Origin of the sequence: Enterococcus sp. DIV0236, from assembly GCF_050558525.1 — a bacterium.
GTDB lineage: Bacteria > Bacillota > Bacilli > Lactobacillales > Enterococcaceae > Enterococcus > Enterococcus faecalis.
The window spans coordinates 1,268,549-1,294,836 of record NZ_CP187891.1; the positions used below are offsets into that span (position 1 = coordinate 1,268,549).

At 37.6% G+C, this 26,288-nt stretch carries 26 protein-coding genes and 1 riboswitch; of the genes, 23 read left to right on the forward strand and 3 right to left on the reverse strand.

The genetic code is table 11. The features are described from left to right. The first annotated feature begins 62 nt into the window (after nucleotides 1-62). From IGK27_RS06230 to IGK27_RS06240, 3 genes are all read left to right on the forward strand, one after another. A complete protein-coding gene (locus tag IGK27_RS06230; RefSeq protein WP_075320335.1) occupies nucleotides 63-2,162 on the forward strand; it encodes a cell division site-positioning protein MapZ family protein in 2,100 nt (699 codons plus the stop codon). A 73-nt stretch (nucleotides 2,163-2,235) separates the two neighbouring features. Then, nucleotides 2,236-3,117 carry a CvfB family protein gene (locus IGK27_RS06235; RefSeq protein ID WP_002357641.1) on the forward strand — a complete coding sequence of 294 codons (882 nt, stop codon included), beginning with the start codon at nucleotides 2,236-2,238 and terminating at the stop codon, nucleotides 3,115-3,117. A gap of 115 nt (nucleotides 3,118-3,232) precedes the next feature. Continuing rightward, nucleotides 3,233-3,682 (forward strand): Fur family transcriptional regulator, encoded by a 450-nt coding sequence (locus IGK27_RS06240; RefSeq protein ID WP_002357640.1) that lies wholly within the window; start codon nucleotides 3,233-3,235, stop codon nucleotides 3,680-3,682. A gap of 50 nt (nucleotides 3,683-3,732) precedes the next feature. Here the strand turns inward: IGK27_RS06240 and gap are convergent, their stop codons facing one another. Beyond that, nucleotides 3,733-4,743, reverse strand: a complete 1,011-nt coding sequence (gene gap, locus IGK27_RS06245) for a type I glyceraldehyde-3-phosphate dehydrogenase (protein ID WP_002357638.1) — start codon at nucleotides 4,741-4,743, stop codon at nucleotides 3,733-3,735. 287 nt (nucleotides 4,744-5,030) lie between these two features. On the opposite strand from gap, the gene obgE reads away from it, so the two are divergent. From obgE to IGK27_RS06270, 5 genes are all read left to right on the forward strand, one after another. Then, nucleotides 5,031-6,347 carry a GTPase ObgE gene (gene obgE / locus IGK27_RS06250; RefSeq protein ID WP_002384537.1) on the forward strand — a complete coding sequence of 439 codons (1,317 nt, stop codon included), beginning with the start codon at nucleotides 5,031-5,033 and terminating at the stop codon, nucleotides 6,345-6,347. Between the two features lie 138 nt (nucleotides 6,348-6,485). Continuing rightward, nucleotides 6,486-6,788, forward strand: a complete 303-nt coding sequence (locus IGK27_RS06255) for a hypothetical protein (RefSeq protein ID WP_002363933.1) — start codon at nucleotides 6,486-6,488, stop codon at nucleotides 6,786-6,788. 26 nt (nucleotides 6,789-6,814) lie between these two features. Then, complete coding sequence (locus IGK27_RS06260; RefSeq protein ID WP_002363934.1) at nucleotides 6,815-8,113, forward strand: PTS sugar transporter subunit IIC; 1,299 nt, start codon at nucleotides 6,815-6,817, stop codon at nucleotides 8,111-8,113. 218 nt (nucleotides 8,114-8,331) lie between these two features. Continuing rightward, nucleotides 8,332-8,877: a TetR/AcrR family transcriptional regulator gene (locus IGK27_RS06265; protein ID WP_033626391.1), complete on the forward strand. Its 546-nt coding sequence runs from the start codon at nucleotides 8,332-8,334 to the stop codon at nucleotides 8,875-8,877. Nucleotides 8,878-9,019: 142 nt separating this feature from the next. Continuing rightward, nucleotides 9,020-9,394, forward strand: a complete 375-nt coding sequence (locus tag IGK27_RS06270; RefSeq protein ID WP_002357632.1) for a YxeA family protein — start codon at nucleotides 9,020-9,022, stop codon at nucleotides 9,392-9,394. A 43-nt stretch (nucleotides 9,395-9,437) separates the two neighbouring features. On the opposite strand, the gene IGK27_RS06275 is transcribed toward IGK27_RS06270, so the two are convergent. Continuing rightward, nucleotides 9,438-10,187 (reverse strand): peptidylprolyl isomerase, encoded by a 750-nt coding sequence (locus IGK27_RS06275; protein ID WP_002374887.1) that lies wholly within the window; start codon nucleotides 10,185-10,187, stop codon nucleotides 9,438-9,440. Between the two features lie 181 nt (nucleotides 10,188-10,368). Here IGK27_RS06275 and IGK27_RS06280 point away from each other — a divergent pair, with 181 nt between their 5' ends. The 8 genes from IGK27_RS06280 to IGK27_RS06315 all read left to right on the forward strand — a co-directional run bounded on the left by IGK27_RS06280 (nucleotide 10,369) and on the right by IGK27_RS06315 (nucleotide 18,420). Then, on the forward strand, nucleotides 10,369-11,460 hold the full coding sequence (locus IGK27_RS06280; protein WP_002360357.1) for a DUF871 domain-containing protein: 1,092 nt from the start codon (nucleotides 10,369-10,371) through the stop codon (nucleotides 11,458-11,460). Nucleotides 11,461-11,654: 194 nt separating this feature from the next. Then, nucleotides 11,655-12,581 (forward strand): alpha/beta hydrolase, encoded by a 927-nt coding sequence (locus tag IGK27_RS06285; protein ID WP_267589407.1) that lies wholly within the window; start codon nucleotides 11,655-11,657, stop codon nucleotides 12,579-12,581. Between the two features lie 171 nt (nucleotides 12,582-12,752). Beyond that, entirely contained in the window at nucleotides 12,753-13,643 is an 891-nt protein-coding gene (xerD, locus tag IGK27_RS06290; protein ID WP_002357627.1) for a site-specific tyrosine recombinase XerD, read from the forward strand. Nucleotides 13,644-13,707: 64 nt separating this feature from the next. Next, nucleotides 13,708-14,502: a segregation/condensation protein A gene (locus IGK27_RS06295; RefSeq protein ID WP_002390627.1), complete on the forward strand. Its 795-nt coding sequence runs from the start codon at nucleotides 13,708-13,710 to the stop codon at nucleotides 14,500-14,502. Next, nucleotides 14,499-15,104, forward strand: a complete 606-nt coding sequence (gene scpB, locus IGK27_RS06300) for an SMC-Scp complex subunit ScpB (RefSeq protein ID WP_002357625.1) — start codon at nucleotides 14,499-14,501, stop codon at nucleotides 15,102-15,104. The genes IGK27_RS06295 and scpB overlap by 4 nt, the downstream gene beginning before the upstream one ends. A gap of 3 nt (nucleotides 15,105-15,107) precedes the next feature. Continuing rightward, entirely contained in the window at nucleotides 15,108-15,824 is a 717-nt protein-coding gene (locus IGK27_RS06305; protein ID WP_002357624.1) for a pseudouridine synthase, read from the forward strand. A gap of 152 nt (nucleotides 15,825-15,976) precedes the next feature. Further along, nucleotides 15,977-16,096: riboswitch (FMN riboswitch) on the forward strand. Nucleotides 16,097-16,167: 71 nt separating this feature from the next. Beyond that, nucleotides 16,168-16,833, forward strand: coding sequence for an ECF transporter S component (locus tag IGK27_RS06310; protein WP_002382314.1), 666 nt, complete (start codon nucleotides 16,168-16,170; stop codon nucleotides 16,831-16,833). Between the two features lie 255 nt (nucleotides 16,834-17,088). Continuing rightward, nucleotides 17,089-18,420, forward strand: a complete 1,332-nt coding sequence (locus tag IGK27_RS06315; protein ID WP_002398998.1) for a zinc ribbon domain-containing protein — start codon at nucleotides 17,089-17,091, stop codon at nucleotides 18,418-18,420. Nucleotides 18,421-18,442: 22 nt separating this feature from the next. On the opposite strand, the gene IGK27_RS06320 is transcribed toward IGK27_RS06315, so the two are convergent. After that, on the reverse strand, nucleotides 18,443-18,661 hold the full coding sequence (locus IGK27_RS06320) for a ferredoxin (RefSeq protein WP_002357617.1): 219 nt from the start codon (nucleotides 18,659-18,661) through the stop codon (nucleotides 18,443-18,445). 35 nt (nucleotides 18,662-18,696) lie between these two features. Here IGK27_RS06320 and IGK27_RS06325 point away from each other — a divergent pair, with 35 nt between their 5' ends. The 7 genes from IGK27_RS06325 to IGK27_RS06355 all read left to right on the forward strand — a co-directional run bounded on the left by IGK27_RS06325 (nucleotide 18,697) and on the right by IGK27_RS06355 (nucleotide 26,125). Then, on the forward strand, nucleotides 18,697-19,731 hold the full coding sequence (locus IGK27_RS06325; protein WP_033626389.1) for a helix-turn-helix domain-containing protein: 1,035 nt from the start codon (nucleotides 18,697-18,699) through the stop codon (nucleotides 19,729-19,731). Then, complete coding sequence (locus IGK27_RS06330; protein WP_016618860.1) at nucleotides 19,732-21,174, forward strand: RecQ family ATP-dependent DNA helicase; 1,443 nt, start codon at nucleotides 19,732-19,734, stop codon at nucleotides 21,172-21,174. It abuts the gene before it with no gap. A gap of 75 nt (nucleotides 21,175-21,249) precedes the next feature. After that, the gene (locus IGK27_RS06335; protein WP_002360346.1) at nucleotides 21,250-21,876 is read left to right on the forward strand and encodes a LysM peptidoglycan-binding domain-containing protein; all 627 of its coding nucleotides are present in this window, start codon (nucleotides 21,250-21,252) and stop codon (nucleotides 21,874-21,876) included. Nucleotides 21,877-22,112: 236 nt separating this feature from the next. Further along, nucleotides 22,113-22,793, forward strand: coding sequence for a (d)CMP kinase (gene cmk / locus IGK27_RS06340; RefSeq protein ID WP_002357612.1), 681 nt, complete (start codon nucleotides 22,113-22,115; stop codon nucleotides 22,791-22,793). 113 nt (nucleotides 22,794-22,906) lie between these two features. Next, entirely contained in the window at nucleotides 22,907-24,118 is a 1,212-nt protein-coding gene (gene rpsA, locus IGK27_RS06345) for a 30S ribosomal protein S1 (RefSeq protein ID WP_002360341.1), read from the forward strand. A 173-nt stretch (nucleotides 24,119-24,291) separates the two neighbouring features. Then, complete coding sequence (der, locus tag IGK27_RS06350) at nucleotides 24,292-25,602, forward strand: ribosome biogenesis GTPase Der (RefSeq protein ID WP_033626388.1); 1,311 nt, start codon at nucleotides 24,292-24,294, stop codon at nucleotides 25,600-25,602. A 247-nt stretch (nucleotides 25,603-25,849) separates the two neighbouring features. Continuing rightward, a complete protein-coding gene (locus IGK27_RS06355; RefSeq protein ID WP_002357604.1) occupies nucleotides 25,850-26,125 on the forward strand; it encodes an HU family DNA-binding protein in 276 nt (91 codons plus the stop codon). Nucleotides 26,126-26,288: the final 163 nt, after the last annotated feature.

Sequence of the window (26,288 nt, forward strand, 5' to 3'; positions counted from 1 at the left end):
AGAAGGCGCAAGTTGTGGTAAATTAGAAGTAATGGAATATTAGCAGAATGTGAGGCGGAAGAATGACAAAAAAATGTCCGAAGTGCGGGAACGAATTCGATGCAGAATTAACGACCTGCCCAACATGTGGCTATTCACTAACTGACACAACAGTTGATAAAGAAGAAGCGGAAACGACTTCAACAAATATAGATTTTGAAACACAGGAAAATGAACAACACGAAGATCAATTAAATGAGAATATTGAATGGTCTGAGTTAAAAGATATGAGCTTAGGCCATGTGATGGAACTGTTTGGCGAATCACCAGAAGAAGAAAGTAATGATGACAAAAAAGAAGAGTCAACAGAAGATAACTTAATAGTCTCTGATTCAGAGCATGTTTCTGGTCTAGAAACATCGCTTCAAGAAGGGGCTAGTGAGGAGACTCATGATTCGGTGGAGGAGTCGACACCAGCGACAGAAGAGACGCCTACTCATTCAACAGAAGAAAAACTAGCAACGGACGAAGCAGTTAATTTAGAGGAAACAACAGAAGAAACAACAGAAGAAACAACAGAAGAAACAACAGAAGAAACAACTACTGTTGAAGCAGAAACAGCTGAGGTATCTGAGACAGTGAAGTCAGAAGAGGAAGCTTTAACAGAGATTTCAGGAACTGAAGTTATCTCTACCACTTCTGAAGAAGAAATTTTTTCACAACCACCGATAGAAGATCAAGATGTAACACCAAACGAAACTTTGCAAGCTTATATTCAAGCGCATCGAGCAGATACAGAAATGTCTGAAAATCCATCAGAAGAAACAGCAGAGACCCAAGAGTTAGAAAACAGCGGTGAGGCAGTATTAACCCAAGCCGAAACACCAACTGAATCCATTTCAGATTCTGAAGAAGGGTTAACAAGTGCAGCGTCGCTAGAAGCACCGAGTGAAGCTGATGCAACCGAGGAAAAAGTTTCAGATTCAGGTGTGATACCACCGATGAATGAAACTGGGAATGCTCAACCAGCGCCTGCTCCGAAGAAACCATCAAAAAAAGTAGTTTTCGTTGCGCTTGCGGTTGTTTTATTAGCTGGAGGTAGTGCTTGGGCGTATCATGATCAAACGCAAAAAGCTGCCGCACAAGAGGCGGCGGCACTAACCAAGAAAACAGATACGCTGAAAGATGAACTAGCAGCCTTTTATACCACGAAGGAGCAAGTTTTTATTAAACCCGATATGGTGACTGTTAGTCCAGAAAAACTCTCAAAACAAGTCGCGGAAATTAAAGATTCAGAAGAGTATTCTCAATTAAATAAACAAATTCAAACATTGAAAGAGAAGCAACAAACCATTCAACAAATCAACCAATTATTTGAGGCGCCGATTGTCAATGGCAATGAGTTGAAACCGGCGATTCTAGCTGCTGATCAACCAATTTCCGTAAAGAAATTAACAGGAAATGATCCATTTGACCAATTGATGAACCAAGCAATCGATCAAGCGAACCAACAATACAACCAATTACAAAAAGCTAAAAAAGCGGTTGAGGTCATTTATAAAGATGGAAAAACTACCAATCAGCTGAATCGAGACACGTATCAAGCTGCTAAGGCAGAAGTAGATAAAGTAACAAGTGATAAGCTGAAAAAAGAACTGGTCAAACAAGTCACGACAGCTGACCAAGCGTTAACCAAGGTTGAAGAAGAACAGAAAAGAATTGCAGAAGAACAAGCTGCCGCAGAGCAAGCAAAACAAGCAGAAGAACAAGCGAAACAAGCTGCTGCCGCGAAAAAAGAGAACGCTAAGAAGGAAGAAACAGCAAAAACAGAAGCGAATGGCTACACGGCGCCGAACAGTGACGGGGTTTACACTAGTCCGCTTTATGCGCCAGATGCTGCCGATATCGCTGATAGTAGCAATCCAGCGTGGACATGGGCACCAGGTGTGAAAGAAAAAGTCTTAGACACAGTGATTGCTCGTGGCTATGTGGTTCCTGGCGGATATTCTTTAGAACCTGCCAAAATTGTGAATGGCGAAGGTTACTACAATCTTTATGCAACAAACAATCAATCAAAATTATTAGAAGGCACTACAGAGAAAAATGTTCACATGTATTTAGTTACAATCAATGCTAAAACAGGTTGGTTCAAAGGGAACGCTTCTCGTAATGCAGGGCAATAAAAGAAAATAGAAACAATCGAACAAAAGCGGAAATCTTTTGTTCGATTGATTTTCCTTGAGGAGTTAATGATAAATGAGAGAATTACTAGCAACAACATTTACCGGCATTGTGGTCGATGAAAATGAACAATTTTATTTTGTTCAAAAAAATGGCATCACATTCCGTTTAAAAAAAGAAGAAGGTACGCATGCCATAGGAGAGGCTGTAGAAGGCTTTGGTTATTTAAATCAAAAACAAGAGCCAGCACTGACAACTACAATTCCTACTGTGCGCATTGGTAGCTATGGCTTTGGTACTGTCACAGGAACGAGACGTGATTTAGGTGTCTTTGTGGATGTTGGCTTACCAGATAAAGATGTAGTTATTTCGTTGGATGAATTACCAACTATGCGGGAACTTTGGCCTAAAAAAGAAGACCGAGTAATGGTTACTTTAAAAGTGGACAGTAAAGACCGCATTTGGGGCGAATTAGCAGATGAAAAAGTCTTTAAAGCAATGGCAAAACGCGGGAATGCTGAAATGCAAAACAAAAACTTAACTGGGCATGTGTATCGTCTGAAACTTGCAGGAACGTATATTTTAACTGATGATTTATACATTGGATTTATCCATCCTTCTGAACGATTCCAGGAACCACGTTTAGGTGAAAAAGTAGTGGGACGTGTGATTGGCGTGCGGCCGGACGGCGTATTGAATCTTTCATTAAAACCAAGAAGTCATGAAGTAATCAGCGATGATGCGTTAATGATTCTAACTTTCTTAGAAAGAGCAAACGATCACCAAATTCCTTTCACCGATAAATCAAGTCCTGATGAAATTAAACAAACCTTTGGCATTAGTAAAGCTCAATTTAAACGCGCCTTAGGCCATTTAATGAAACAAAAATTAATTAAACAAGAAGATGGTAAAACAATTCTAATTGGCTCGTTGGAACAATCAAAAGAAAAAAATTAAGGTAGCTAATTGAGAATATCTTGCAAATTACAGTTATTTCTTTTATAATTATTTTAATTTGATTGATAAATTAGGTTTCTTAATTTGTAATCATTCTAAACAAGGAGCTGTAATAATGGATTCGACTGCTGCTTTAAAAAAGACAAAAAAACAATTACATGAATCAGGCTTTAAATTAACACCACAACGGGAAGCAACCGTACTTGTATTATTGGAAAATGAAAAAGATCATTTATCAGCAGAAGAAATTTACTTCTTGGTAAAACAAAAAAGTCCGGAAATTGGTCTAGCAACAGTCTATCGAACGCTAGAAATTTTAACAGACTTAAAAGTCGTTGATAAAGTGAGCTTTAACGATGGTTTAGCTCGCTATGATTTAAGAAAAGAAGGCGCCAAACACTTTCACCACCATTTGTTATGCTTAGAATGTGGCACAATTGAGGAAGTGGAAGAAGACTTGCTTGGTGAAGTAGAGCAAATTGTTGAAAGTCGGTATCATTTTTTAGTCAAAGATCATCGCTTAACTTTTCATGGTATTTGTCAAAGTTGTCAAAGTAAACATTAAAAAAACTGCCTTGCATTAATTTATGCAAGGCAGTTTTTTATTTATTGGCATTATAAATTAGCGAATTTTTCCAATAAGCGAATCATTTGGCAAGTAAAACCATATTCATTGTCATACCAAGCCACAGTTTTCACCAATTGGAAATCGCCAGCTGTCGTTACTTCTGTTTGCGTTGGGTCAAAAATCGAACCTTCTGTCGTGCCGATTATGTCTCCAGAAACAATTTCACGATCATCATAACCGAAAGAAGGGTTATCAATGGTGTGTTTTTTCATTGCTTCATTTACTTGATCAGCTGTTACTTTTGTTTTTAAAATGCTAACTAATTCTGTTAAGGATCCATCCACAACGGGAACACGTTGGGCATGGCCTTGTAATTTTCCATTAAGTTCTGGAATAACTAAGCCAATTGCTTTAGCAGCACCAGTTGAATGGGGAATAGTATTGTCTGCAGCAGAGCGTGCCGCACGAAGATTTCCGCCACGAACAGGGCCATCTAATAGCATTTGTGTTGATGTGTAGGCATGGACAGTTGTCATGGTACCAACTTCAATACCGAATTCATTATTTAAGAAGTAAGCCATCGGTGCTAGACAGTTTGTCGTACATGAACCAGCAGAAATGATTTTATCGTTGGCATCAAGTGTATCATCATTGACGTTGTAAACGATTGTTTTCATTGCGCCTGCAGGAGCAGAGATAACCACACGTTTCACACCTGCATCTAAATGAGCTTGTGCTTTTTCTTCAGAGGTATAAAAACCTGTACATTCAAGGACAATGTCTACTCCGTTTTCTTTAACCCAAGGGATTTTACTTGCATCTGGTTCTGCGTAGACACGGGTTTCTTCGCCGTCAACCACAATGCCATTTTCAGTGGCTGTCACGGTGCCAGGATAGGTGCCATGCGTAGAGTCAAATTGTAATAAGTGAGCCAACATTGTTGGGCTAGTCAAATCATTTATAGCCACAACTTCAATATCATCAGAAACTTCTTTTATTCGGCGAAAGGCTAAACGACCAATTCTTCCAAAACCGTTAATTCCTACTTTGACTGTCATAACAAAAATTCCTCCTTTAGATGTTTGTGTTTCTTTGGACCCTTGCTGAAAAAGTGATTTTCTTCAACTATCTATAGTATGAACCTCTAAAATTTTTTTGTCAAAAGACTGATAGCGAAGCGACAAAAAGAAAGCGAAAGATTCATGAGAAATTTTGCTTTTTCCAACGATAACTAACTAGAATTGCTAGACAAACGGTTGTTTTCCCGATACAATAATAAAGACTTTCGAATCACGCTTTTTGAGGTGATTAAAGATAGTAGAAGTAGAATAGGAGGACAAATTATATGTCCATGTTTTTAGATCAAGTGACGATTGATGTCAAAGCTGGTAAAGGCGGCGACGGAATGGTTGCTTTCCGTAGAGAAAAATATGTACCAGACGGGGGTCCCGCTGGTGGTGATGGCGGTCGCGGTGGCGACGTTGTTTTAGTTGTTGAAGAAGGATTACGCACATTAATGGATTTCCGGTTTAATCGTCATTTTAAGGCGACACCTGGAGAAAATGGTATGAGTAAAGGAATGCACGGTCGTGGTTCAGAAGATTTACTTGTCAAAGTTCCACCAGGTACAACAGTTCGTGATGCAGAAACTGGAGCCTTAATTGGGGATTTAATTGAGAATGGTCAGACCTTAGTAGTAGCGAAAGGCGGACGCGGTGGTCGTGGGAATATTCGCTTTGCTTCCCCAAGAAACCCTGCACCAGAAATTGCCGAAAACGGCGAACCGGGTCAAGAACGTAAAATCGAATTAGAATTAAAAGTCTTAGCAGATGTTGGTTTAGTTGGGTTTCCTTCTGTAGGGAAATCAACGTTACTCTCTGTTATCTCGTCCGCTCGTCCGAAAATTGGTGCCTATCATTTTACGACGTTAGTTCCAAACTTAGGGATGGTGACTACTAGTGACGGTCGAAGCTTCGCTGCAGCAGATTTGCCAGGTTTAATTGAAGGAGCTTCTCAAGGTGTCGGCTTAGGAACACAGTTCTTACGCCACATTGAACGGACGCGTGTTATTTTACATGTCATTGATATGAGTGGCATGGAAGGACGCGATCCTTATGAAGATTATTTGGCAATCAATAAAGAATTGGCTTCACACAATTTACGTTTGATGGAGCGACCTCAAATTATTGTTGCCAATAAAATGGACATGCCTGAAGCAGAAGAGAATTTAGCGAAATTTAAAGAGCAACTTGCGAAGGAACGCACCGATGAGTATGCTGATGAGCTACCTATTTTCCCAATCTCTGGGGTTACTCGCAAAGGTATTGAACCTTTATTAAATGCAACAGCTGACTTGTTGGAAGTAACGCCTGAATTCCCATTATATGAAGATGAAGTGGTAGAGGAAGAAACCGTTCGTTATGGCTTCCAACCAGAAGGTCCAGAATTTACGATTGATCGTGAACCAGATGCTTCATGGGTTTTATCTGGTGAAAAATTAGAAAAATTATTTGAAATGACGAATTTCGATCATGATGAAACAGTAATGCGTTTTGCACGTCAATTACGTGGTATGGGTGTCGATGAGGCATTACGAGCACGTGGCGCGAAAGATGGCGACATTGTTCGGATTGGTAATTTTGAATTTGAATTTGTCGAATAAGCATAAAACCAGTTCACTCAGTGAACTGGTTTTTTATTTTAAAATTAGTATTAAATTAGCGAATAGATTGAAATAATATTTTTAATAGCTTATAATTTTAAATGTAACAAAATAACAAACGAAAGGAGCGAAATTGAAATGGAAAACAATCAAGCAATGGTTCCTAAGTTTTCAGTTAAAAGTGCCGGTTTTCTTTTTAGTATGGGGCTCTTATGTGGTGTCCTGTTGCCGAGTGTTTTATTATGGACTTTCAGTCTGCCGTTTAATATTGGTGCCATGATTTTTTTGCCTGTTGGGATTGCTTTTGCGTTAGCGTATAGTCATTATTTTATTGAAACGAAAACAGGTTTTTGTAAGCGTTTTATTTGGTTGTTTTTAATTTCTCTTATTTTATTAGAGCTTATCTCTTATTTATGGCTGATTAAAGGAGTTATTTTTTAAGAGAAAAACAGAGGAGAGTGTTATTTATGTTAGATAAACTGACTGTTTGGATTGAAAATCATCTAGCTGGACCAATGGCTAAAATTGCCAATCAGCGCCATTTACGTGCGGTGCGGGATGGGATTATTGCGACATTACCTTTAATTATTGTCGGTTCTTTTTTTCTAATTATTGCGTTTCCGCCGTTACCAGAATCTTGGGGCATTACTCAATTTTTAACAAGTAATGCTGCTACAATCTTATTGCCTTACCGAATGACAATGTACATTATGGCGTTATATGCGACTTTTGGCATTGGCGCTAGTTTAGCGAAATCATATAATCTTGATCAAGTCTCTGGAGGGATTTTGGCTACGATTGCTTTTTTATTAACATTAGTACCTGTAGCGATTCCTGAAGAAGCCAGTAAAGCAGCTGGCGTTTCTGGGTTTGTTTTACCAATGGCTAATTTGGGTGGTGCAGGGATGTTTGTCGGGATTGTGACGTCAATTATTGCTGTCGAAATCTATCGAGTAACAGATAAGTCTAAGTTCAAAATTACAATGCCTGATAACGTTCCACCTGCTGTTGCTCGTTCATTTGAATCGTTGACTCCGACGTTAATTGTCATGTTATTGATTGGTTCAATCACTTATTATTTAGGCTTTGATTGGCACACATTTGTAGGGAACTTAGTAGGACCACTAGTTCAAGCAGCGGACTCTTTATTGAGTGTCTTGCTGTTGGTCTTTTTAACCACATTTTTCTGGTTCTTTGGGATTCACGGCGCTTCAATCGTAGGATCGTTGGCGCGTCCTCTATGGCTACAACTATTAGAGGAAAACACGACTGCTAAAGCAGCTGGCGAAGCATTACCTCGGATTGCGGCAGAACCTTTTTACCAATGGTTTATTTGGATTGGTGGTGCTGGAGCCACAATTGGTTTAGCTATATTATTAGCCTTTCGGGCAAAATCAGAATATGGTTCAAAACTAGGAAAAGCTATTTTAGCACCGTCTATTTTTAATATTAATGAGCCAGTTATTTTCGGTGTACCGATTGTCTTAAATCCGATTTTAATGATTCCTTTTATCTTTGCACCAATGGTTTTAGCAACGATTGCTTGGTTTGCCACAAAATTAGGTTTAGTAAGTGAAGTTGTCTTTACCGCTCCTTGGACCTTACCAGGACCAATTGGCGCCTTTATGGCGACAGGCGGCGATTGGCGTGCTGCTGTTTTGAATATTGTTTTAATTCTAGTGGCCATCTTGATTTACTATCCGTTCTTTGTAGCTTATGATAAAAATGAGCTTGCCAAAGAACAAGGCAAACAAATAGAAGAATAAAGAGTGTAGCCGTTTAGTGTCCAGAACAAAAGGTGATGACCTTTTGTTCTGGACCTATTTGTTTATAGGTGATGAAAATTCTCAATTTTTTTGAAATGTATAGAAAATTTTGAGAAAAGAAACGCATAAAAAAGTGTAAAATATTATATATATAATGAAAATGGTTTTCTTTTGTGTGAACATAATAAAGTTATTGTTAACTAAAAGAGAAAAGGGGTATGAAAATGGTTAGAACGAAGGTATATACAAAGGAAAAAATCTTAAACGTAGCTGAAAAAATTTTAGTAGATAAAGGTTTTTCTAATTTAACTGCTAGAAATATTGCAGATACTATGGGGATTTCTACGCAGCCAATTTATTTAGAATTTGTCAACATGGACGATTTAAAGCGAACCTTAATTAAATCGTTATTTCATCGTATGCAATTATTTTATAAAGCAGATGTCGGTGCCTCAGACCCAGTGATTGCATTGGGTCTGAACTTTATATTATTTGCCCAAAAACATCAAAAAATCTATACGGCGTTATTTATGAAAGCACATGGTTATGAAGAAGAATTGCAGCAAATGCTTCAAGCTTTTTTTGAAGAGCGTTTATTATTGGATAAAAAATATGTACAAATGGACAAAGGAAAATTTGTCGAATTATTTTCTAAAATGGTGGTAATCTATTTAGGTTTAGCCACAGCGGTTACAATGAAAACAATTGACTTAACTAAGAATCAAGAAATTCAATTATTAAGTCAATTATTGATAGAAGAGTAGTGTTTTGTTATTTATTCAAAATAACAAAAATACGACATAAGTCTGAGGAAAAACTGGTCGTTGCGCCCGAGGAAGGATTGTTTAAAACTTGCTATACTTTGGAAGAAGTAACAGAGAATAATTACTCGGGAGGATTTATGTGATGAAATTTATTAAATTTTTAGTGGTGACAGCAATTGTTATTGGTGGTGGTTTATTTGGGGCCAAGTTTTACGCAGAGAAGAACTCTGGCGAATTAGCTGGTGTGTTAGATCAATTAAATCCATTGGTTAAAGAAGGAAATGTGTATGTTAAAACAAAGAAAGCCGATAGCGTTAATGGCTATGGAATTGCTAGTTATACGCAAGTAGCCGCAGATGAGGAAGGCAAAACGCGAGAAATAACTTTCACAGCGGACCATGAATTAAAAACAGATCATTATCTAAAAGTCTCAAATAAAGGGGCCCACATCAATACGTATGAAGAGGTCAATCAAGACCAAGTACCAGAAAAGGCATTACAAGCGATTCAAAAATAACAAAAAGTCAGAACGTATCTTCAGCGTACGTTCTGACTTTTTGTTATTTTTTTGCTTCTTGAAGAATATTGATTTTTTCAATTTTAACATCAGTTTTTGGTTTATCGTTGGCACCAACTTCGACTTTGGCAATTTTATCGACAATATCCATTCCTTTGGTTACTTGACCGAAAACAGTATGTTTTTTATCAAGAGAAGGATAGCCGCCTTTTTTGTAAGCATCAATGATTGCTTTTGGATAATCATCATATAAAAGACCATCAGATTGATCATCTGTATTTTGGACAATAAAGAACTGACTGCCGTTAGTATTAGGTCCTGCATTCGCCATTGATAATGCGCCACGAATGTTATATAACTGGTTTGAAAATTCATCTTCAAATGGTTTATTCCAGATGCTGTTTCCGCCAGTTCCATCACCGCTAGGATCGCCACCTTGGATCATAAAGTTATTGATGACGCGGTGGAAAGTCAAGCCATCATAATAGCCATCTTTGGCATGTTTCATAAAGTTCTCGACAGTTTTTGGAGCCTGTTTAGGAAATAGTTTGATTTCAATATTTCCCATTGAAGTAACCATTTGGACTAAGTCTTGATCTTCGGCAACTTTGTCATCTAGTTGTGGTAAATCTAGTGAATTTAAGTCGACCGAATCCTTTGTTTTACTTTCGCTGGATTTAGCGACAGAATCACTCGTTGCGGTCGTGCCTTTATTATTGGTTGTGTTACAGCCTGCTAAAAGCAAGGTGAATGCTGCAACTGAAGCAACAGCAAGCATTTTCTTATGTTTCATCTGTTTTCCTCTTCCTTTCACACTGACAATTAGGTTCTTTTTTATCATAACAAAAGAGAAGATAACAAACCAGTGGAATTTTTATAAGATTTCCTATAGGAAAGGTGTAGACCACTTTTGTTTTTTTTGTTACAATGTAAGCAGATACATTATTATGTTTTACAATTTAGGAGGCAATCACATGGGAAAATTAGGTATTTCAATTTATCCAGAACGTTCAACATTTGAAAAGGACAAAGCATATTTGGATTTGGCTCATAAATACGGCTTTAAGCGTGTCTTTACTAGTTTATTGCAAATCAATGATGATCGGGAAAAGGTATTAGCAGAGTTTAAAAAAGTCGTAGATTACGCCAACCAATTAGGTATGGAAGTGATGGTCGATATTAATCCTGCATTGTTCGAACAATTAGGCATCTCTTATGATGATTTATCATTTTTCCATGATATGGGCGCTTACGGTATTCGTTTAGATCTTGGTTTTACTGGGCAAGAAGAGGCGAATATGACAAGAAACCCTTATGGCATTAAAATTGAAATTAATATGAGTTCAGGGACAAGTTATGTAGATAATATTATGGCCTACTCACCAAACACAGAAAATTTACTAGGCTCACATAATTTCTATCCACATCGTTATACAGGCTTAGGCTATGAGCATTTTGTTTATTGTTCAGAAAAATTTAGAAAATATAATTTAAATACGATGGCGTTTGTGAACTCACACGATGCTACATTTGGACCATGGCCGACACAAGATGGGTTATGTTCTTTGGAAGACCACCGCGATTTAGAAATTGCAACGCAAGTTAAGCATTTAGTTTTAACAGGATTAATTGATGATATTTCTGTCGGAAATGCTTATGCCTCAGAAGCAGAATTAGCAGCAATGGCAGAAGCCTTTCATGCACCGTATCCTTCGATCAAAGTGGATACAGAACCAGAAATCACAGAAGATGAAAGAATTGCATTGTTCGATAACTTACACAGTTATCGTGGAGATCGTTCTGATTACGTTTTGCGTTCAACAATGACACGTGTTTACTATAAAGATCGTCCTTTCCCAGCTCATACAACGAGAGATATTGTTCGAGGCGATGTCTTGATTGACAACGTTGGCTATGGACAATACAAAGGGGAAACACAAATTGCTTTAAAAGAAATGAAAAATGATGGCCGTGTAAATGTGGTTGGTCGTATTTCTGATGACGAACGTTTCTTATTAGAATTTTTGAAACCATGGTCAAGTTTTAAACTTATTGAAAATAAATAATTTTTAGTTTCCTATAAATAGATAAGTGGAGCATAGCGTAAAAGGTAACATTTTTGTGCTATGCTTTTTTTGTCGCAACAAAATTGTCTCATTGTAGTGGTAAAGAAAGATGGCTGAATCTTTGAATGGTAGTTGTCAAAAAAAGGGCGACAACTTATAATGAATCATACAGTTTAAATAAAAGGAGTACGTAGATGAATCGATGGTTAAAAATTTTGATTGCGCTTATTGTAGTAATTGCAATTGGTTTAATTGCGGCAGGCTTATATTTTTATAATTATGCAGTAGTTCCAGGAAAGAAAGACTTTATAATTGAGAATACCCCAGGGTCAAAAGTGGTCCAGACACCTGAAGGCGCGTGGTTTAAAGATGACAAAAATCGACAAGAATGGTCAATTACTTCGGAAGATGGGCTACGTCTAAAGGCCATTTATTTACCAGCCGACAAAAAAAGTAATCGTACCGTTATTATGGCGCATGGTTATATGGGTTCGGCAGAAACGATGTCTGTCTTTGCGAAAATGTATCATGATTGGGGATACAATGTGTTAGCGCCAGATGCGCGTGGTCACGGGAAAAGTCAAGGAGATTATATTGGGTTCGGCTGGCCCGATCGTAAAGATTATGTCCAATGGATTGAGAAAGTTTTAACCGAAAATGGTCAGCAAGAACAAATCACTTTATACGGTGTCAGTATGGGTGCTGCTACAGTCATGATGACGAGCGGGGAAAAATTACCAGATAACGTGAAAGCCATTGTGGAAGATTGTGGCTATTCTACAGTCAATCAGGAGTTGCAATATCAATTGAAAGAGCTTTTCAATTTACCAAGTTTCCCATTAGTTAATGTTACTAGCGGGATTACGAAACTTAGAGCTGGCTATTTCTTTGGGGAAGCAAGTGCTGTTAAGCAATTGCAAAAGAATCATTTACCAATGCTCTTTATTCATGGTGAAAATGATACGTTTGTGCCGTTTAGTATGTTAGACGAAGTTTATAATGCAACCCAAGGACCTAAAGAGAAATATGTCGTGCCTGGAGCAGAGCATGCGAAAGCTTATAATAAAAACCCAGAAAAATATAAGGAAACAGTAGCTGCTTTTCTAGATAAATATATATAATAACAAATTTATTCTTTACTAATAGTAGCAACAACAAAAGACTTGTTCTTAAGTTAACGACTTAGTGAACAAGTCTTTTGTTGTCAGTTGATTTTTTTTAATAAGTTGGAATTTACCCATGCAATCTAGGGCATAATCTGATAGGATAGTACTAGAAATGAGGGAAGGATAATGGAAGAACAATTAGTCGATTATTTACACTATTTACAAATAGAGCGGGGCTTATCAAATAACACACGACGGAGTTACGAACGAGATTTAAAAAAATACGTAGCCTTTTTACAAGAACAAGGCCTGCATTCTTGGGACGAAGTTGACCGTTACATGATTACAGAATTTTTGCAATCCCTTCACGAAGAACAGCAAGCTTCAGCAAGTGTGATTCGGATGATTTCTAGTTTGAGAGGATTTCATCAATTTTTACGTCAAGAACGCTTAAGCGAACATAATCCGATGCAACATATTGACTCCCCCAAGAAAGTTCAAAAATTGCCAAGTACATTATCTGTTGACGAAGTGACTCGATTAATTGAAACGCCTGATACAAGTAAACCACTAGGTATGCGGAATCGTGCTATTTTAGAAGTGATGTATGCAACGGGCCTGCGAGTTAGTGAACTAATTGAAATAAAATTAGGGGATCTGCATTTATCCATTGGTTTATTGCAAACAATCGGAAAAGGGGACAAAGAACGAATTATTCCTTTAGGCGATTATGCGATTCAATGGATTGAGCGCTATATGAACGAAGCCAGACCTCAATTGATTAAAAACCATCCGAATGAAACACACCTGTTCGTTAATCATCATGGCGAACCGTTATCTAGACAGGGCATTTGGAAAAATTTAAAACAGATTGTCCGAGAAGCCCGGATAGAGAAAAATATTACGCCGCATACATTACGGCATAGCTTTGCGACACATTTGTTGGAAAATGGCGCAGACCTTAGAATCGTGCAAGAATTATTAGGACATGCAGATATCTCCACGACACAAATTTATACACATATTACCAAACAACGAATGGCAGATGTTTATAAGGAACATTTTCCTCGGGCTTAATTTGCGAGAATGCCCACAAACGAATAAATTTATGGTAAACTAGGAAGTCGAGAAAAGAAAGTAGGTGTCGTTTTTGCAAGAAATTAATTTAAAACTAGATGTCTTTGAAGGACCACTGGATCTTCTACTACATTTAATTCAAAAATTAGAAATCGATATCTATGACATTCCCATTACAGCAGTAACTGAACAATACATGTCTTATATTCATGCGATGCAAACCTTAGAGTTAGAAGTCGCTGGAGAATATCTAGTCATGGCTGCCACCTTAATGGCTATTAAAAGTCAGATGTTGCTTCCAAAACAAGAGCTTGAAATCATTGATGATGAAGATTTTTTTGAAGAGGAAGACCCACGGGAAGCTTTAGTAGCTCAGTTATTGGAGTATCGGAAATTTAAATATGCAGCGACTGTTTTACATGAAAAAGAAGAAGAACGTAAACTCTATTATACAAAAGAACCAATGGATATGGATGATTATAAAGAGGAAGATACAACACTACCGCCTAATCAAATCAATACAATTGATTTATTTCTAGCCTTTCACGCCATGTTAGAAAAGAAAAAAAATCGCCAGCCTGTTGAAACAACTGTTGCTAGTGACGATGTTTCCATCGAAGAAAAAATCACCGCTATTTCAGAGCGTATGCGTCAAGTACAGAAAGGGAAGGCAGTGTCGTTTGATTCTTTCTTCGATTCTTATTCCAAACAAGAAATTGTGACAACATTCATGGCTCTTTTAGAATTAATGAAAACGGGCGTGATTTATGCTGAACAAGAAAATAATTATAGTGAAATTTTGTTATTTAATACAGAAACCCAGCAGGAAGATACAACAGAGGTGGAGGAAACACAGTGACATTAGTTAGTCAAATTGAAGCAATTTTATTTGTGGTTGGCGAAGAAGGAATTGGCTTGGAAGAGCTGGCGTACTTATTAGAGAAGTCAACAGCAAAAACCTATGAAGAATTAACGAAATTGAAAGAACATTATGCTTCTGACAATAAATCGGCGTTAAATATTTTAGAAGTCGGCAATCATTTTGTCTTAACAACGAAGAAAAAATATGCCTCATTACTAAAAAAATATGCGCAATCGCCTATGTCGAACGCCTTATCACAAGCGGCGCTAGAAACATTATCCATTATTGCTTATAAGCAACCAATTTCGCGTATTGAAATTGATGAAATTCGTGGCGTACAGACTTCTGGCTCTATCCAAAAGTTAGTTGCCCGTCAGTTGATAGAAGAAAAAGGCCGCGTAGATGGTCCTGGTAGAGCAATTTTGTATGGCACAACGAAGTATTTTATGGATTACTTTGGGTTGAAAAGCTTAGATGAATTACCAGATATCCAACAAATGGAAGATGAATTAGAAGAAGAACTACCAATGGATCTATTTTTTGATCGTTATCAAGAAACGAACCCAATGTCTGAAACAACAGAAGGCGAGGAAGCTTAAACAATGGAAAGATTACAAAAAGCAATTGCTCATGCTGGGGTGACTTCGCGTCGCAAAGCAGAGGAATTAATTGTCAAAGGCCGCGTAAAAGTCAATGGCCAAGTGGTCAAAGAATTAGGAACGCAAGTAAGTAAACAAGATACTGTTGAGGTTGATGGTGTACCAATTTATCAAGAAGAATATGGTTATTATTTATTCTATAAACCAAGAGGGGTTATTTCTGCGGTGTCTGACGATAAAGGCCGTAAAGTAGTAACGGATTATTTTACAGATGTTACTGAGCGAATTTATCCAGTCGGTCGTCTGGATTATGATACTTCTGGGTTGTTACTTTTAACGAATGATGGAAGTTTTTCACAAAAATTAACCCATCCTAAACATGAAGTAGATAAAGTCTACGTAGCAAAAATTAAAGGTGTACCAACTAAACGGGATCTATTGCCATTAGCCAAAGGCATTCGCATTGATGGCAAACGCACAGCACCAGCCAATTTTCAAATTCTTTCAGCGGATATTAAAACAGGTAGCAGTGTCGTGGAATTAACGATTCATGAAGGACGTAATCATCAAGTGAAGAAAATGTTTCAAGCTGTTGGTTTCCCTGTTCAAAAATTAAAACGTGAACGTTACGGTGAGTTGACCTTACAAGGTTTGCGACCAGGGCAATATCGTGATTTAACTAAAAAAGAAATCAGTCAATTATTAAATCAAGCTAAATAAGATAAAATGACTCGATCTCTTCGCGCTTATGGCGGAGGGATTGTTTTTTTTTGAGAAACGAAACAATCAATGAAGTTTAATAAAAAAGCTTAGTTAGTTGCATTCATTGTTCAAATCGGTTACACTAAGTAAGTAAAAAAATATAATACAAGGTTCGTCTTCAGGGGCAGGGTGTAATTCCCGACCGGTGGTTATAGTCCACGACTCGTTTTTAACGATTGAATTGGTGTAATTCCAATACCGACAGTATAGTCTGGATAAAGAAGATAGGGCTTATTTGAGACGCTTTTTCATCAGATAATCCTACTCTATTTTTCCCTGCAGAAAAATAGGGTTTTTTTGTATGACAAAGAAGCGAATCAAAAAGTTCGTTGAAGATGGGTCCTTAATTGGAGGATTTCAGATGAACAACAAGGTACAAAAAATGGTCAGCATTGCAATGTTGGCTGCAATCGGTACAGTATTACAATTTGTGGCATTTCCGATTATGCCGGCGTTTAGTTTTTTGAAAATCGATTTTAGTGATATTCCGATTCTACTCGGAATGTTCTTGTACGGACCGTTAGCAGGAGTAATTACTGCTTTTGTTCGTTCGTTGCTACACCTGTTCTTAACCGGACTAGCACCGCAAAATATGGTGGGAGATTTCGCTAGCTTTTTAGCAAGTAGTATCTTCACCTTGCCAATTTTTTATTTCTTTGGTAAAAAGAAAAATATCCGTACAAATCGGATAGTGGGCTTAGTAAGTGGGATCTTAGCCTTGACAATTTTCATGAGTATTGCGAATTATTTTGTCATTACACCCATTTACTTACAATTATATGGTGTGACCACACAACAATTTTTAGGAACATCTTTAGCAAGCTATGTGGCGATTGGTATTGTGCCATTCAACCTTATTAAAGGCCTCTTAGTCAGTGGTGTTTTTCTAGTACTACATGCGAAGTTATTGCCATGGCTATCAAAAAAACAACATACTATTCAGAAAAAAACACCGTTAACAAAATAAATGATAAAAAACCTGCTGTTGAACAATGTTTGACAGTGGGTTTTTAAAATTTACGCCTAAAAGAAAAGAGGTTGTCATAATCTGTCATCATTCTGTTAAAAAATACTAAACCATCTGCATTGTAATTTTAACTTTCCCTTGGTATGATAGAAATCATCAAAGAAAGAGGAGTTTTCCTGAGTGAAAAAGTGTAAAAATTGTCGTCACGTGAATCGTGATACGGAGTCCTTTTGTGAAGAATGCGGCGCTCCGCTAATGAATGAATCAATGCATCAAGAGGAAAACCAAGCACAACCATCAATGAATAAAGGGAACGAATCTACTCCTCTCAGATCAAAAAGAAGCTGGATCTGGGTGTTTCTTTTTGTGTTCATCGTTCTTGGAGCGGGTAGCTATTTTCTCGGGACGCATTATTTTTCTAAGGAACAACAAATTTCTCATTTTATTGAAGCGATTGAGAATGGTGATGCCCAAGAATTAAGTAAAAAAATGAGGACGAACGAGTCTGAATTTCAAGTGAATCCGCAAAGCATTAAGCCTTTAATCACTTATTATCAAAAAAATCCAACTGAGCTAAAAAAATTAGAAAAAGCGCTATTAAAGGATAAAAAGCTACATGGTTTAACTATTCGTGAAACAAGTCAAACAGCATTTTTCTTTCACCGTTATCAATTCATTTTAACACCTGTTTCTGTTCAGTTAACGACGAATCAGCGCGGTGTGACGCTGGCAATGAACGGGCGGGAAGTGGGCACTTCCGACTCAACCACTTATCAAAAGGAATTGGGACCCTTAGCACCAGGACAATATACCTTTACAGCCACAGTGAAAGATAGCACCGGCGAACCTGTTATCACAGAAGAGTATCGTTTATTAGAAGAGGAAAATTATATTTCTAGTATTCCTTTAGATTTTAAACGAATGAATTTTGTTGTGGAGAGCAATCTGCCAGACGCAGATATTTATATTAATGATCGGAAAGTTGGTACGCTAACGAATGGAAGCAAAACGATTGGCCCTTTGTTCTGGTCCAAAGGGATGACGATTCAACTTAAAAAGACGATTAATGGAGAAGAAATTCAAACATCAAAAGAAACGATTGGTGAAAATGATTTTGTCGAAGCGCTCTCCGATAATCCAACGCTACAATTGAATTTTCCGTTAGCTAGCGACTATGATGCCCGCAAAGCGCTAGAAACCTTTTATCAAGCATTTGCCAAACAAGTGAAAAGTCATACGGATAGTACAGAATTTGCTAAAAAATATCTCGTTGGTGGGGAAAATAATCCTCAATTTCCTTCTTTTATAGAAGCACTTGAACGATTACGTGAAAAGAAATCGACCGATGTTTCACCAGATTTTGAAGTAACCATTAATACACTACAATTGGATGGTAAAGAAAATTACCATGTCAATTATTATTTAGAAGCTAAAAATTCTAAAGCAAAAGAAAATGGTCTTCGTTATGAATGGATCAATGGCCTAAATGATCAAATTCATCTAGTCAAAGAACCGCTAAAAGAAGGACAATTACAGTTTGTTTCGATAGATGAACAAACACTTGCTTGGCTCGAAAAAATACTCTAAGCAAAAATGAGTGCTAAATTATTTAGCACTCATTTTTGCTTATTTCTATTGCACGCGTGGGACATTTGCGGTACGCTTTTAACACATTCTCGCGTTCGTTTTCTGGAATAAATTGTTGTCGAGCATGCGGCTCGTCTTTAAAAAGGACAATCCCATGATCATCATAATCAAATATATTGGGCGCATAAACTTGACAAAGTCCACAAGCAATACATTTTTCAGGAACTAAACGTGATTGCATAAACAGTGACACATCCTATCTAAAAGAGGTTTACTATGGAAGCAACTTTTATTTTAGCGTTATTATCTCATGAATACAAGGTACGTGCATCAACTTTGTATCATCTTTTAAAAGGCAAACGGACTAGTTCTGTTTTGATTTATGGTTTTTTATATGATTGTTTACGGTTCATTGGCTGGTGGCCAACGATTTCCGAACAAGCCTTTTTTCAATTTCTTGAAAAACTTTCGAAGGCGAAACAAATTCAGTATCACAAAGAGACAAATGAGATTCAACTAACAAAAGAAGGGCAACTATTTTTAAAGGAGCACCATTTTTCGTTGCTGGATTATCCTGCAATTGATCTTTATCGTTTTGGCAGAAGTGATCGAGAAAGTTGGCAACTCATTCAATTTGCCGTGCAAGTGACTTCGTATTTATCATTTGAGGAAAAACAGTATATTCCACTTTTATCAACACCGATTCCGCAACTATATTTGAAACGATGGTTACAAAAAGACAAGAAAGAGCAGCGCGTTCAATCAATCAAAGAAGAACTGTTGCGAGGGTTTGAGTTACTACCTGAAGCAGAAAGCGACTATTTGGTTGCGCAACTTTCTGGTTATCAGCAAACTGGCAAAGTTCCTCAGCAATTAACAAGCCATAAGACAGCTCTTGAACAGCGTTTATGGCATACGCAAGCGGTTCATCATTTACTGCAGTTGATAATGTACGGAGGAAACTATCCTGCTTTACAAACGCTTGTATGGCCGTATCTAGAAAAAAATCTAAACCAAAGTATGCAAGAAACCCAACGATTGTTAACGGAAGGTAAGACACTTCAAGAAATTGCTGAGCAGCGAAAAATAAAACTGAGTACCATTCATGATCATCTATTAGAGTTGGCTATTCAAGGGCAGCTGCAGGCGTCTGTTTATCTTGAAAAGGAGGCAATGCTCCAAAAATTGGCTCAAATAGAACAAGATCCGCGGTTGTGGGTGTATCGGGATTGGCGAGCGCAAGAAGAGACGCTTTCTTATTTAGATTTCCGCTTATATCAAATCCAACAAATTTGGCAAAAAAAGGAGTGAGTGTTGTTGACATTAGAACAAGAATTATTCACTCGATTTGGTTATGCAGCGTTTAAGCCTGGTCAAAAAGAAGTGATTACAAACTTACTTGACGGTATGAATACATTGGCTGTTTTGCCAACAGGCACTGGCAAATCATTGTGTTATCAATTTGTGGGTCAGAAGTTAGAGGGACTAACGGTAATTGTTTCTCCCTTACTTTCGTTAATGGAAGATCAGGTGCGTCAATTACAAAGACAAGGAATTAAAGGTGCGGTTGCCTTAAACAGTACGTTACAGTATTCAGAAAAGCGTTATATTTTAGCGAAAATGTTCCAATACGATTATCTGTTTTTAAGCCCAGAAATGCTTTTGCAGCAAGAAGTACTTAGTGTGTTACAACGCCAAAAAATTGCATTATTTGTGGTGGATGAAGCCCATTGTGTTTATCAGTGGGGCGTCGATTTTCGCCCTGAATATAGTAAATTAGATCTGGTCCAAAAACAGCTAGACTTTCCTTTGACCTTGGCGTTAACTGCCACAGCGACACCCGTTGTACAGCACGCAATTATAAAACAATTATTTTCTCATGGTAGCTATCAAGAAGTTCTTTCTTCAGTGAATCGAAAAAATATTGGCTTGTTCGTGAAGGAAACGTCAGAAAAAGAAGAAGTATTACTAGATTACTTATCTAAAACGGCTGGTAAAATCATTATCTATTGCGCCACGCGCAACAAAACAGAACAAATCAGTCAACTTATTCAGGCAAAAACCAGTTTTAAGGTAGCCTATTATCATGGGGGCTTGGAGGCTAGTGAACGTAGTCGCTTGCAAGAACAATTTATTGATAATCAAATCGATATTCTTTGTGCAACGAATGCTTTTGGGATGGGAATCGACAAACCTGATGTTCGTGGAGTGATTCATTTTGATTTGCCTGATAGCTTAGAAAATTACCTACAGGAAATCGGGCGAGCTGGACGTGATGGTCAAAAAAGTTGGGCGCTATTATTGTATAAAAAAGGGGATGAATTTATTCATCGGTTTTTCTTAGAAGAGACAAGAGCGAATCGAGCGACCTTAAAATCGCTGATTGAAGGAGAAGAACAAGCAGGTTTGTTAGAAAATGCCACCGAGTTACAACAAAAATGGGTTCAAGGCTATTTAGCCAAGGATTATTCTTTTGAAGAGCTAGAGCATCGTTTAGAGGAGAAAGAAAAAGATCGTCAAGCGCAATTAAGAGGGATGCTGACGTATATTGAAACCACAACCTGTCGAAGAACGTTGATTCAAACTTATTTTCAAGAACCGATTGTCAAACAATCACCGGAAACTTGTTGTGATAATTGTGCGTTATTCTTTGACATTTACCAAGATTCAATAGTAAAATCGAACAAGACCAGCAATCAAAATGAAGAAGATTGGCGTTCTAAATTTCTAAAATTATTTAAAGAACGTGATTAATTCATTTTTTTAGTCGGCAGTTGGCAAAAGCTATGATATAATAACAAGCGAGAGAAGTTTAGGAGGAAATTAGCAGTGAGTAAAAAGGACAAAAAGAAAAACCAAGCTCGTGAGCCATGGGAACAATCAATTTATGAACCTGATCAAAATGGTGGTGGTTCTCGTTTAGCAAAACGCCAACAGCAACGAGGAAATTCATTATTTCTAACTGTTTTAGTTATTTTGCTATTATTAATTATTGCCATTCCAATTGGGACTTTCTTATGGATGATGCAAGACAAGAAACCGAACGAAAGTGCTAGCAAAAATAGCCAGCCATCTTCTTCATTAGTCCAATCATCATCAAAAGAGAAGAAAAAAGAAAGTACGTCAAAATCAGTGGAAAGCTCAGAACCAGCAAGCAGCCAACCAGCTGAAAATACAACACCTTCAAGTTCTGATGCTGCTGCACAGCAACAACAGGACCAACAAGCACAACAACAGCAACAGCAACAACAAGAGCAGCAACAACAACAAGAAGCTCAAAATCAACAACAGCAACAAGCGCAGAACCAACAACCTGTTTATGATACCGTTCAAAGTGGCGAAGGGGCACGTCAAGTTGCCGAACGTAACGGAATGACATTAGAACAAATTTTAGCGTTAAATCCTGGGATTGATACATCTGTGTTTTATCCGGGACAACCATTACGTATTAAATAATCCAGAAAAAGAGGTTTGGACAGCACTTTCAAGGGCTAAACCGCGACGGATGATTACATGAGAATGCCAATAAGCAGAAATTTCCGAAAGATGTTTTGCGTCTTTCGAGGGATTTCGGCTTATTGCTTTTTCGTTAGAAACTCGTCATCAGTTTAAATCCAAGTTCTTTTCTTCTGATTTTAATATAAAAGAAGAAGCGCATTTTAAAGGATGCATATCAGTTAAGGAGTTTTTTCATGGGAAAAATCAGTATTGCTATTGACGGACCAGCTTCGTCAGGAAAAAGTACAGTTGCAAAAATTTTAGCAAAACAATTGAATTATGTGTATTGTGACACGGGTGCCATGTACCGAGCGATTACGTATCTGGCCTTGCAAAATCAAATCGACATTCAAGCGGAAGAGCCATTAGTAGCGCTTTGTGTCAACCACACTATTTCTTTTCAGCAAGCAGAGAATGGCCAACGTGTTTTTATCGACGGTCATGAAGTGACCGAAGCGATTCGCCAGCCAGATGTAACGAATGCTGTTTCAGCTGTTTCAAAACATGCAAAAGTTAGAGAAGAAATGGTGGCGTTACAACAGAAAATTGGTCAAGCCGGCGGAGTTGTCATGGATGGTCGAGATATTGGTACTGCAGTTTTACCAAAGGCCGAAGTAAAGATATTCTTGGTGGCTAGCGTTGAAGAACGTGCAGAACGTCGTTTTAAAGAAAATCAAGAAAAAGGGATTGAGACGGATTTTGAAACCTTGAAGGCGGAGATTGAACGTCGGGATTATTTAGATTCAACCAGAGAAGTATCACCCCTTGTCCAAGCAAGTGATGCTGTGAAAATCGATACAACAGGGTTGACGATTGAAGAAGTCGTCGCCGCCATACAAAATGTGATTAAACAAAAAGGTTTTGAACTTTTTTAAAGAATTTTAAGAAAAATAGAAGAAATCGCTTTATTTTTTTACAAAAATCTCGTACTATGTAAGTATATATAGCTAAGTTTTGGAATTTTTGTTGGCATAGGAGGATAAGAGGCATGACAGATTTTGAAGACAAACAAGTAGCAAACAACGAAACAATGGAAGATGCGATGAACAGCGTTCAAGAAGTCAGTGTTGGCGATATTGTTAAAGGCGAAGTTTTAGCCATTGAAGACAAACAAGTTGTTGTCGGCATTGAAGGAGCGGGCGTTGAAGGCGTTGTTCCTGCAAAGGAATTATCGACTTTACCAGTTGAAGATGTACACGAACTTGTGAAAGTCGGTGATGTGTTAGATTTAGTTGTTATCACATCAATTGGCAAAGATAAAGAAAACGGCAGTTATTTACTGTCAAAACGCCGTTTAGATGCTAAAAAAGTTTGGGAAGAAATTGAACAAGATTTCCAAGCGGGCAAAGTAATCGAAGCACCTGTTACAAATGTTGTTAAAGGTGGTTTGGTTGTTGATGTTGGTGTTCGCGGATTTGTTCCTGCCTCAATGGTTGAAGATCATTTTGTTGCAGATTTTTCTGAATATAAAGGTCAAACACTAGCATTTAAAATTATTGAAATCGAACCTTCAGAAAACCGCTTAATTCTTTCACATAAAGCAGTTGTTGAAGCTGAAAAAGAATCGAAAAAAGAAGAATTACTTTCTTCTTTACATGACGGAGACGTTGTTGAAGGGAAAGTAGCTCGTTTAACGGATTTCGGCGCATTCATTGATTTAGGTGGCGTGGATGGTTTAGTTCATGTTTCTGAAATTGCTCATCAGCATGTGGGCAAACCAAGTGATGCGTTAACTGTTGGCGAAGACGTTCAAGTAAAAATTCTTTCAATTAATCCAGAAGAAGGACGTATTTCTTTATCTATTAAAGAAACATTGCCTGGACCATGGACAGATATCGAAACAAAAGCAGCCGCTGGGACTGTTTTAGATGGCACAGTAAAACGCCTAACAAGCTTCGGTGCCTTTGTGGAAGTTTTCCCTGGTGTGGAAGGATTAGTGCATATTTCTCAAATTTCTCACAAGCACATTGCAACGCCTCATGAAGTCCTTCATGAAGGGGATCAAGTACAAGTGAAAGTTTTAGAAGTTAATCCAGAGGAACATCGTATTGCTTTAAGTATCAAAGCGTTAGAACCAAAACCTGAGTCTCAAGAAGAACCAAAAGAAGAACAGGAATATGAATTGCCTGAAGAAAATACTGGCTTTACCATGGGCGATATTTTAGGTGACGCTTTATCTGATGCGAAAGAAGAGGAATAACCCGTTACTTTCTTGAAATTTATGAGTTTGACATAGCCGTAAACAGATCGGCTATGTCAAACTCATTTTTTCTTGAATTGGTTAGAAAATCAGCAGAAACTAAAACTTTTCTTGCACTTTAAGGTTTGATTAGGTAAACTAGTAAGGATTGAAATTCTCAAGGAGGGAATCAAATGGCAAATCCAACTATTGCGATTGTCGGTAGACCGAATGTCGGTAAATCGACTATTTTTAACCGCATTGCCGGTGAGCGTATCTCGATTGTAGAAGATACTCCTGGCGTAACACGCGACCGTATTTATACAACTGGAGAATGGTTAGGGCGTGAATTTAGTATTATTGATACAGGTGGGATTGATTTAGGTGACGAACCATTTATGGACCAAATCAAACACCAAGCAGAAATTGCGATTGATGAAGCAGATGTGATTATCTTTGTTGCTAGTGGCCGTGAAGGAATTACTGATGCAGATGAGTTAGTAGCAAAAATTTTATATCGTAGTAATAAACCAGTGATCTTAGCTGTTAATAAAGTTGACAATCCTGAAATGCGTAATGATATTTATGAATTTTATGCTTTAGGACTAGGGGATCCTTTCCCAGTTTCTGGTAGTCATGGTTTAGGCATTGGCGATGTGTTAGACGAAGCAGTTAAACATTTTCCTAACACTTCAGAAGAAGAGGACGAAGATACAATTAAATTCAGTTTAATCGGGCGTCCAAATGTCGGTAAATCATCATTGATTAATGCTATTCTTGGTGAGGATCGCGTGATTGTTTCAGATATTGAAGGAACAACGCGAGATGCAATCGATACGTATTTTGAATCTGAAGAAGGTCAAAAGTTCTTAATGATTGATACAGCTGGTATGCGTAAACGTGGAAAAGTATACGAATCAACTGAAAAATATAGCGTCATGCGCGCAATGCGGGCGATTGAACGCTCAGACATTGTTTTAATGGTCTTGAATGCAGAAGAAGGTATTCGTGAGCAAGACAAGCGTGTGGCGGGCTATGCCCATGAAGCAGGTTGCGGTATTATTATCGTGGTCAACAAATGGGATACAGTCAAAAAAGATACAAATACAATGCGTGATTTTGAAGCGGAAATTCGTGATGAATTCCAATATTTAGATTATGCACCCATTATTTTTGTGTCTGCATTAACCAAACAACGTTTAAACAAACTGCCTGAACTAATTGAAACAGTAAGTATGAATCAAAACTTACGGATTCCTTCAGCGTTGTTAAATGACGTTGTAATGGATGCTGTAGCAATTAATCCAACACCAACCGATAAAGGAAAACGTTTGAAGATTTTTTATGCAACACAAGTGGCAGTCAAACCACCTACATTTGTTATTTTTGTCAACGAAGAAGAACTAATGCACTTTTCTTATGCCCGGTTTTTAGAAAATCAAATCAGAAAAGCATTTACGTTTGAGGGCACGCCAATTAAAATCATTCCGCGACGCCGAAAATAGTGCATTCTACCATACTTTTTTTAGATATTCAAATAAATTTATCAACTTTGAGAAAAAATGATTATTTTTTGAAAAAACTGGTTAAAATACACTAAAAACCTTGCTATTACAACTTTCTTATGCTATCTTGTTAACAGAATATTGAACCAGATCAATATTTGCTGTCTGTTTTTGGACCACTCAAAAATAGACGGAACTTTAGGTGTGTAAAAACATCGTATCTCTTATAGAGGAGGTGAAATGATCCATGGCAAATAAAGCAGAATTAATCGAAAACGTTGCATCTTCAACTGGTTTAACTAAAAAAGATGCTACTGCAGCAGTAGACGCTGTCTTTTCAACAATTCAAGAAACTCTTGCTAAAGGTGAAAAAGTTCAATTAATCGGTTTTGGTAACTTTGAAGTTCGCGAACGCGCAGCTCGTAAAGGACGTAACCCACAAACTGGACAAGAAATTCAAATCGCTGCAAGCAAAGTACCTGCATTCAAACCAGGTAAAGCATTGAAAGATGCAGTGAAATAAGACAGACAATTAGAACCCTTGGTTTCCAAGGGTTCTTTTTTGAATCATACATAAAAAATGTTATTTTAAGAGGTGGTCGAAACAGTACGCTAAAAGGCTAAATTGTAACGAACCTTAGGTGAGAAAAACGTGCTTCGCTCCGAGAATCAAGCGGGAACGGTTC

What these genes read in the sequence shown, in the direction of transcription:
- IGK27_RS06280 (WP_002360357.1), top strand. Translation starts at nt 10,369, where the DNA reads ATGGGAAAATTAGGTATTTCAATTTATCCAGAACGTTCAACATTTGAA.
- xerD (WP_002357627.1), top strand. Translation starts at nt 12,753, where the DNA reads ATGGAAGAACAATTAGTCGATTATTTACACTATTTACAAATAGAGCGG.
- gap (WP_002357638.1), bottom strand. Translation starts at nt 4,743, where the DNA reads ATGACAGTCAAAGTAGGAATTAACGGTTTTGGAAGAATTGGTCGTTTA.
- IGK27_RS06260 (WP_002363934.1), top strand. Translation starts at nt 6,815, where the DNA reads ATGTTAGATAAACTGACTGTTTGGATTGAAAATCATCTAGCTGGACCA.
- IGK27_RS06325 (WP_033626389.1), top strand. Translation starts at nt 18,697, where the DNA reads ATGGAAGCAACTTTTATTTTAGCGTTATTATCTCATGAATACAAGGTA.
- der (WP_033626388.1), top strand. Translation starts at nt 24,292, where the DNA reads ATGGCAAATCCAACTATTGCGATTGTCGGTAGACCGAATGTCGGTAAA.
- IGK27_RS06230 (WP_075320335.1), top strand. Translation starts at nt 63, where the DNA reads ATGACAAAAAAATGTCCGAAGTGCGGGAACGAATTCGATGCAGAATTA.
- IGK27_RS06240 (WP_002357640.1), top strand. Translation starts at nt 3,233, where the DNA reads ATGGATTCGACTGCTGCTTTAAAAAAGACAAAAAAACAATTACATGAA.
- IGK27_RS06275 (WP_002374887.1), bottom strand. Translation starts at nt 10,187, where the DNA reads ATGAAACATAAGAAAATGCTTGCTGTTGCTTCAGTTGCAGCATTCACC.
- IGK27_RS06305 (WP_002357624.1), top strand. Translation starts at nt 15,108, where the DNA reads ATGGAAAGATTACAAAAAGCAATTGCTCATGCTGGGGTGACTTCGCGT.
- cmk (WP_002357612.1), top strand. Translation starts at nt 22,113, where the DNA reads ATGGGAAAAATCAGTATTGCTATTGACGGACCAGCTTCGTCAGGAAAA.
- IGK27_RS06355 (WP_002357604.1), top strand. Translation starts at nt 25,850, where the DNA reads ATGGCAAATAAAGCAGAATTAATCGAAAACGTTGCATCTTCAACTGGT.
- IGK27_RS06235 (WP_002357641.1), top strand. Translation starts at nt 2,236, where the DNA reads ATGAGAGAATTACTAGCAACAACATTTACCGGCATTGTGGTCGATGAA.
- IGK27_RS06270 (WP_002357632.1), top strand. Translation starts at nt 9,020, where the DNA reads ATGAAATTTATTAAATTTTTAGTGGTGACAGCAATTGTTATTGGTGGT.
- IGK27_RS06265 (WP_033626391.1), top strand. Translation starts at nt 8,332, where the DNA reads ATGAAAATGGTTAGAACGAAGGTATATACAAAGGAAAAAATCTTAAAC.
- obgE (WP_002384537.1), top strand. Translation starts at nt 5,031, where the DNA reads ATGTCCATGTTTTTAGATCAAGTGACGATTGATGTCAAAGCTGGTAAA.
- IGK27_RS06255 (WP_002363933.1), top strand. Translation starts at nt 6,486, where the DNA reads ATGGAAAACAATCAAGCAATGGTTCCTAAGTTTTCAGTTAAAAGTGCC.
- IGK27_RS06285 (WP_267589407.1), top strand. Translation starts at nt 11,655, where the DNA reads ATGAATCGATGGTTAAAAATTTTGATTGCGCTTATTGTAGTAATTGCA.
- rpsA (WP_002360341.1), top strand. Translation starts at nt 22,907, where the DNA reads ATGACAGATTTTGAAGACAAACAAGTAGCAAACAACGAAACAATGGAA.
- IGK27_RS06310 (WP_002382314.1), top strand. Translation starts at nt 16,168, where the DNA reads ATGACAAAGAAGCGAATCAAAAAGTTCGTTGAAGATGGGTCCTTAATT.
- IGK27_RS06320 (WP_002357617.1), bottom strand. Translation starts at nt 18,661, where the DNA reads ATGCAATCACGTTTAGTTCCTGAAAAATGTATTGCTTGTGGACTTTGT.
- IGK27_RS06315 (WP_002398998.1), top strand. Translation starts at nt 17,089, where the DNA reads ATGAATGAATCAATGCATCAAGAGGAAAACCAAGCACAACCATCAATG.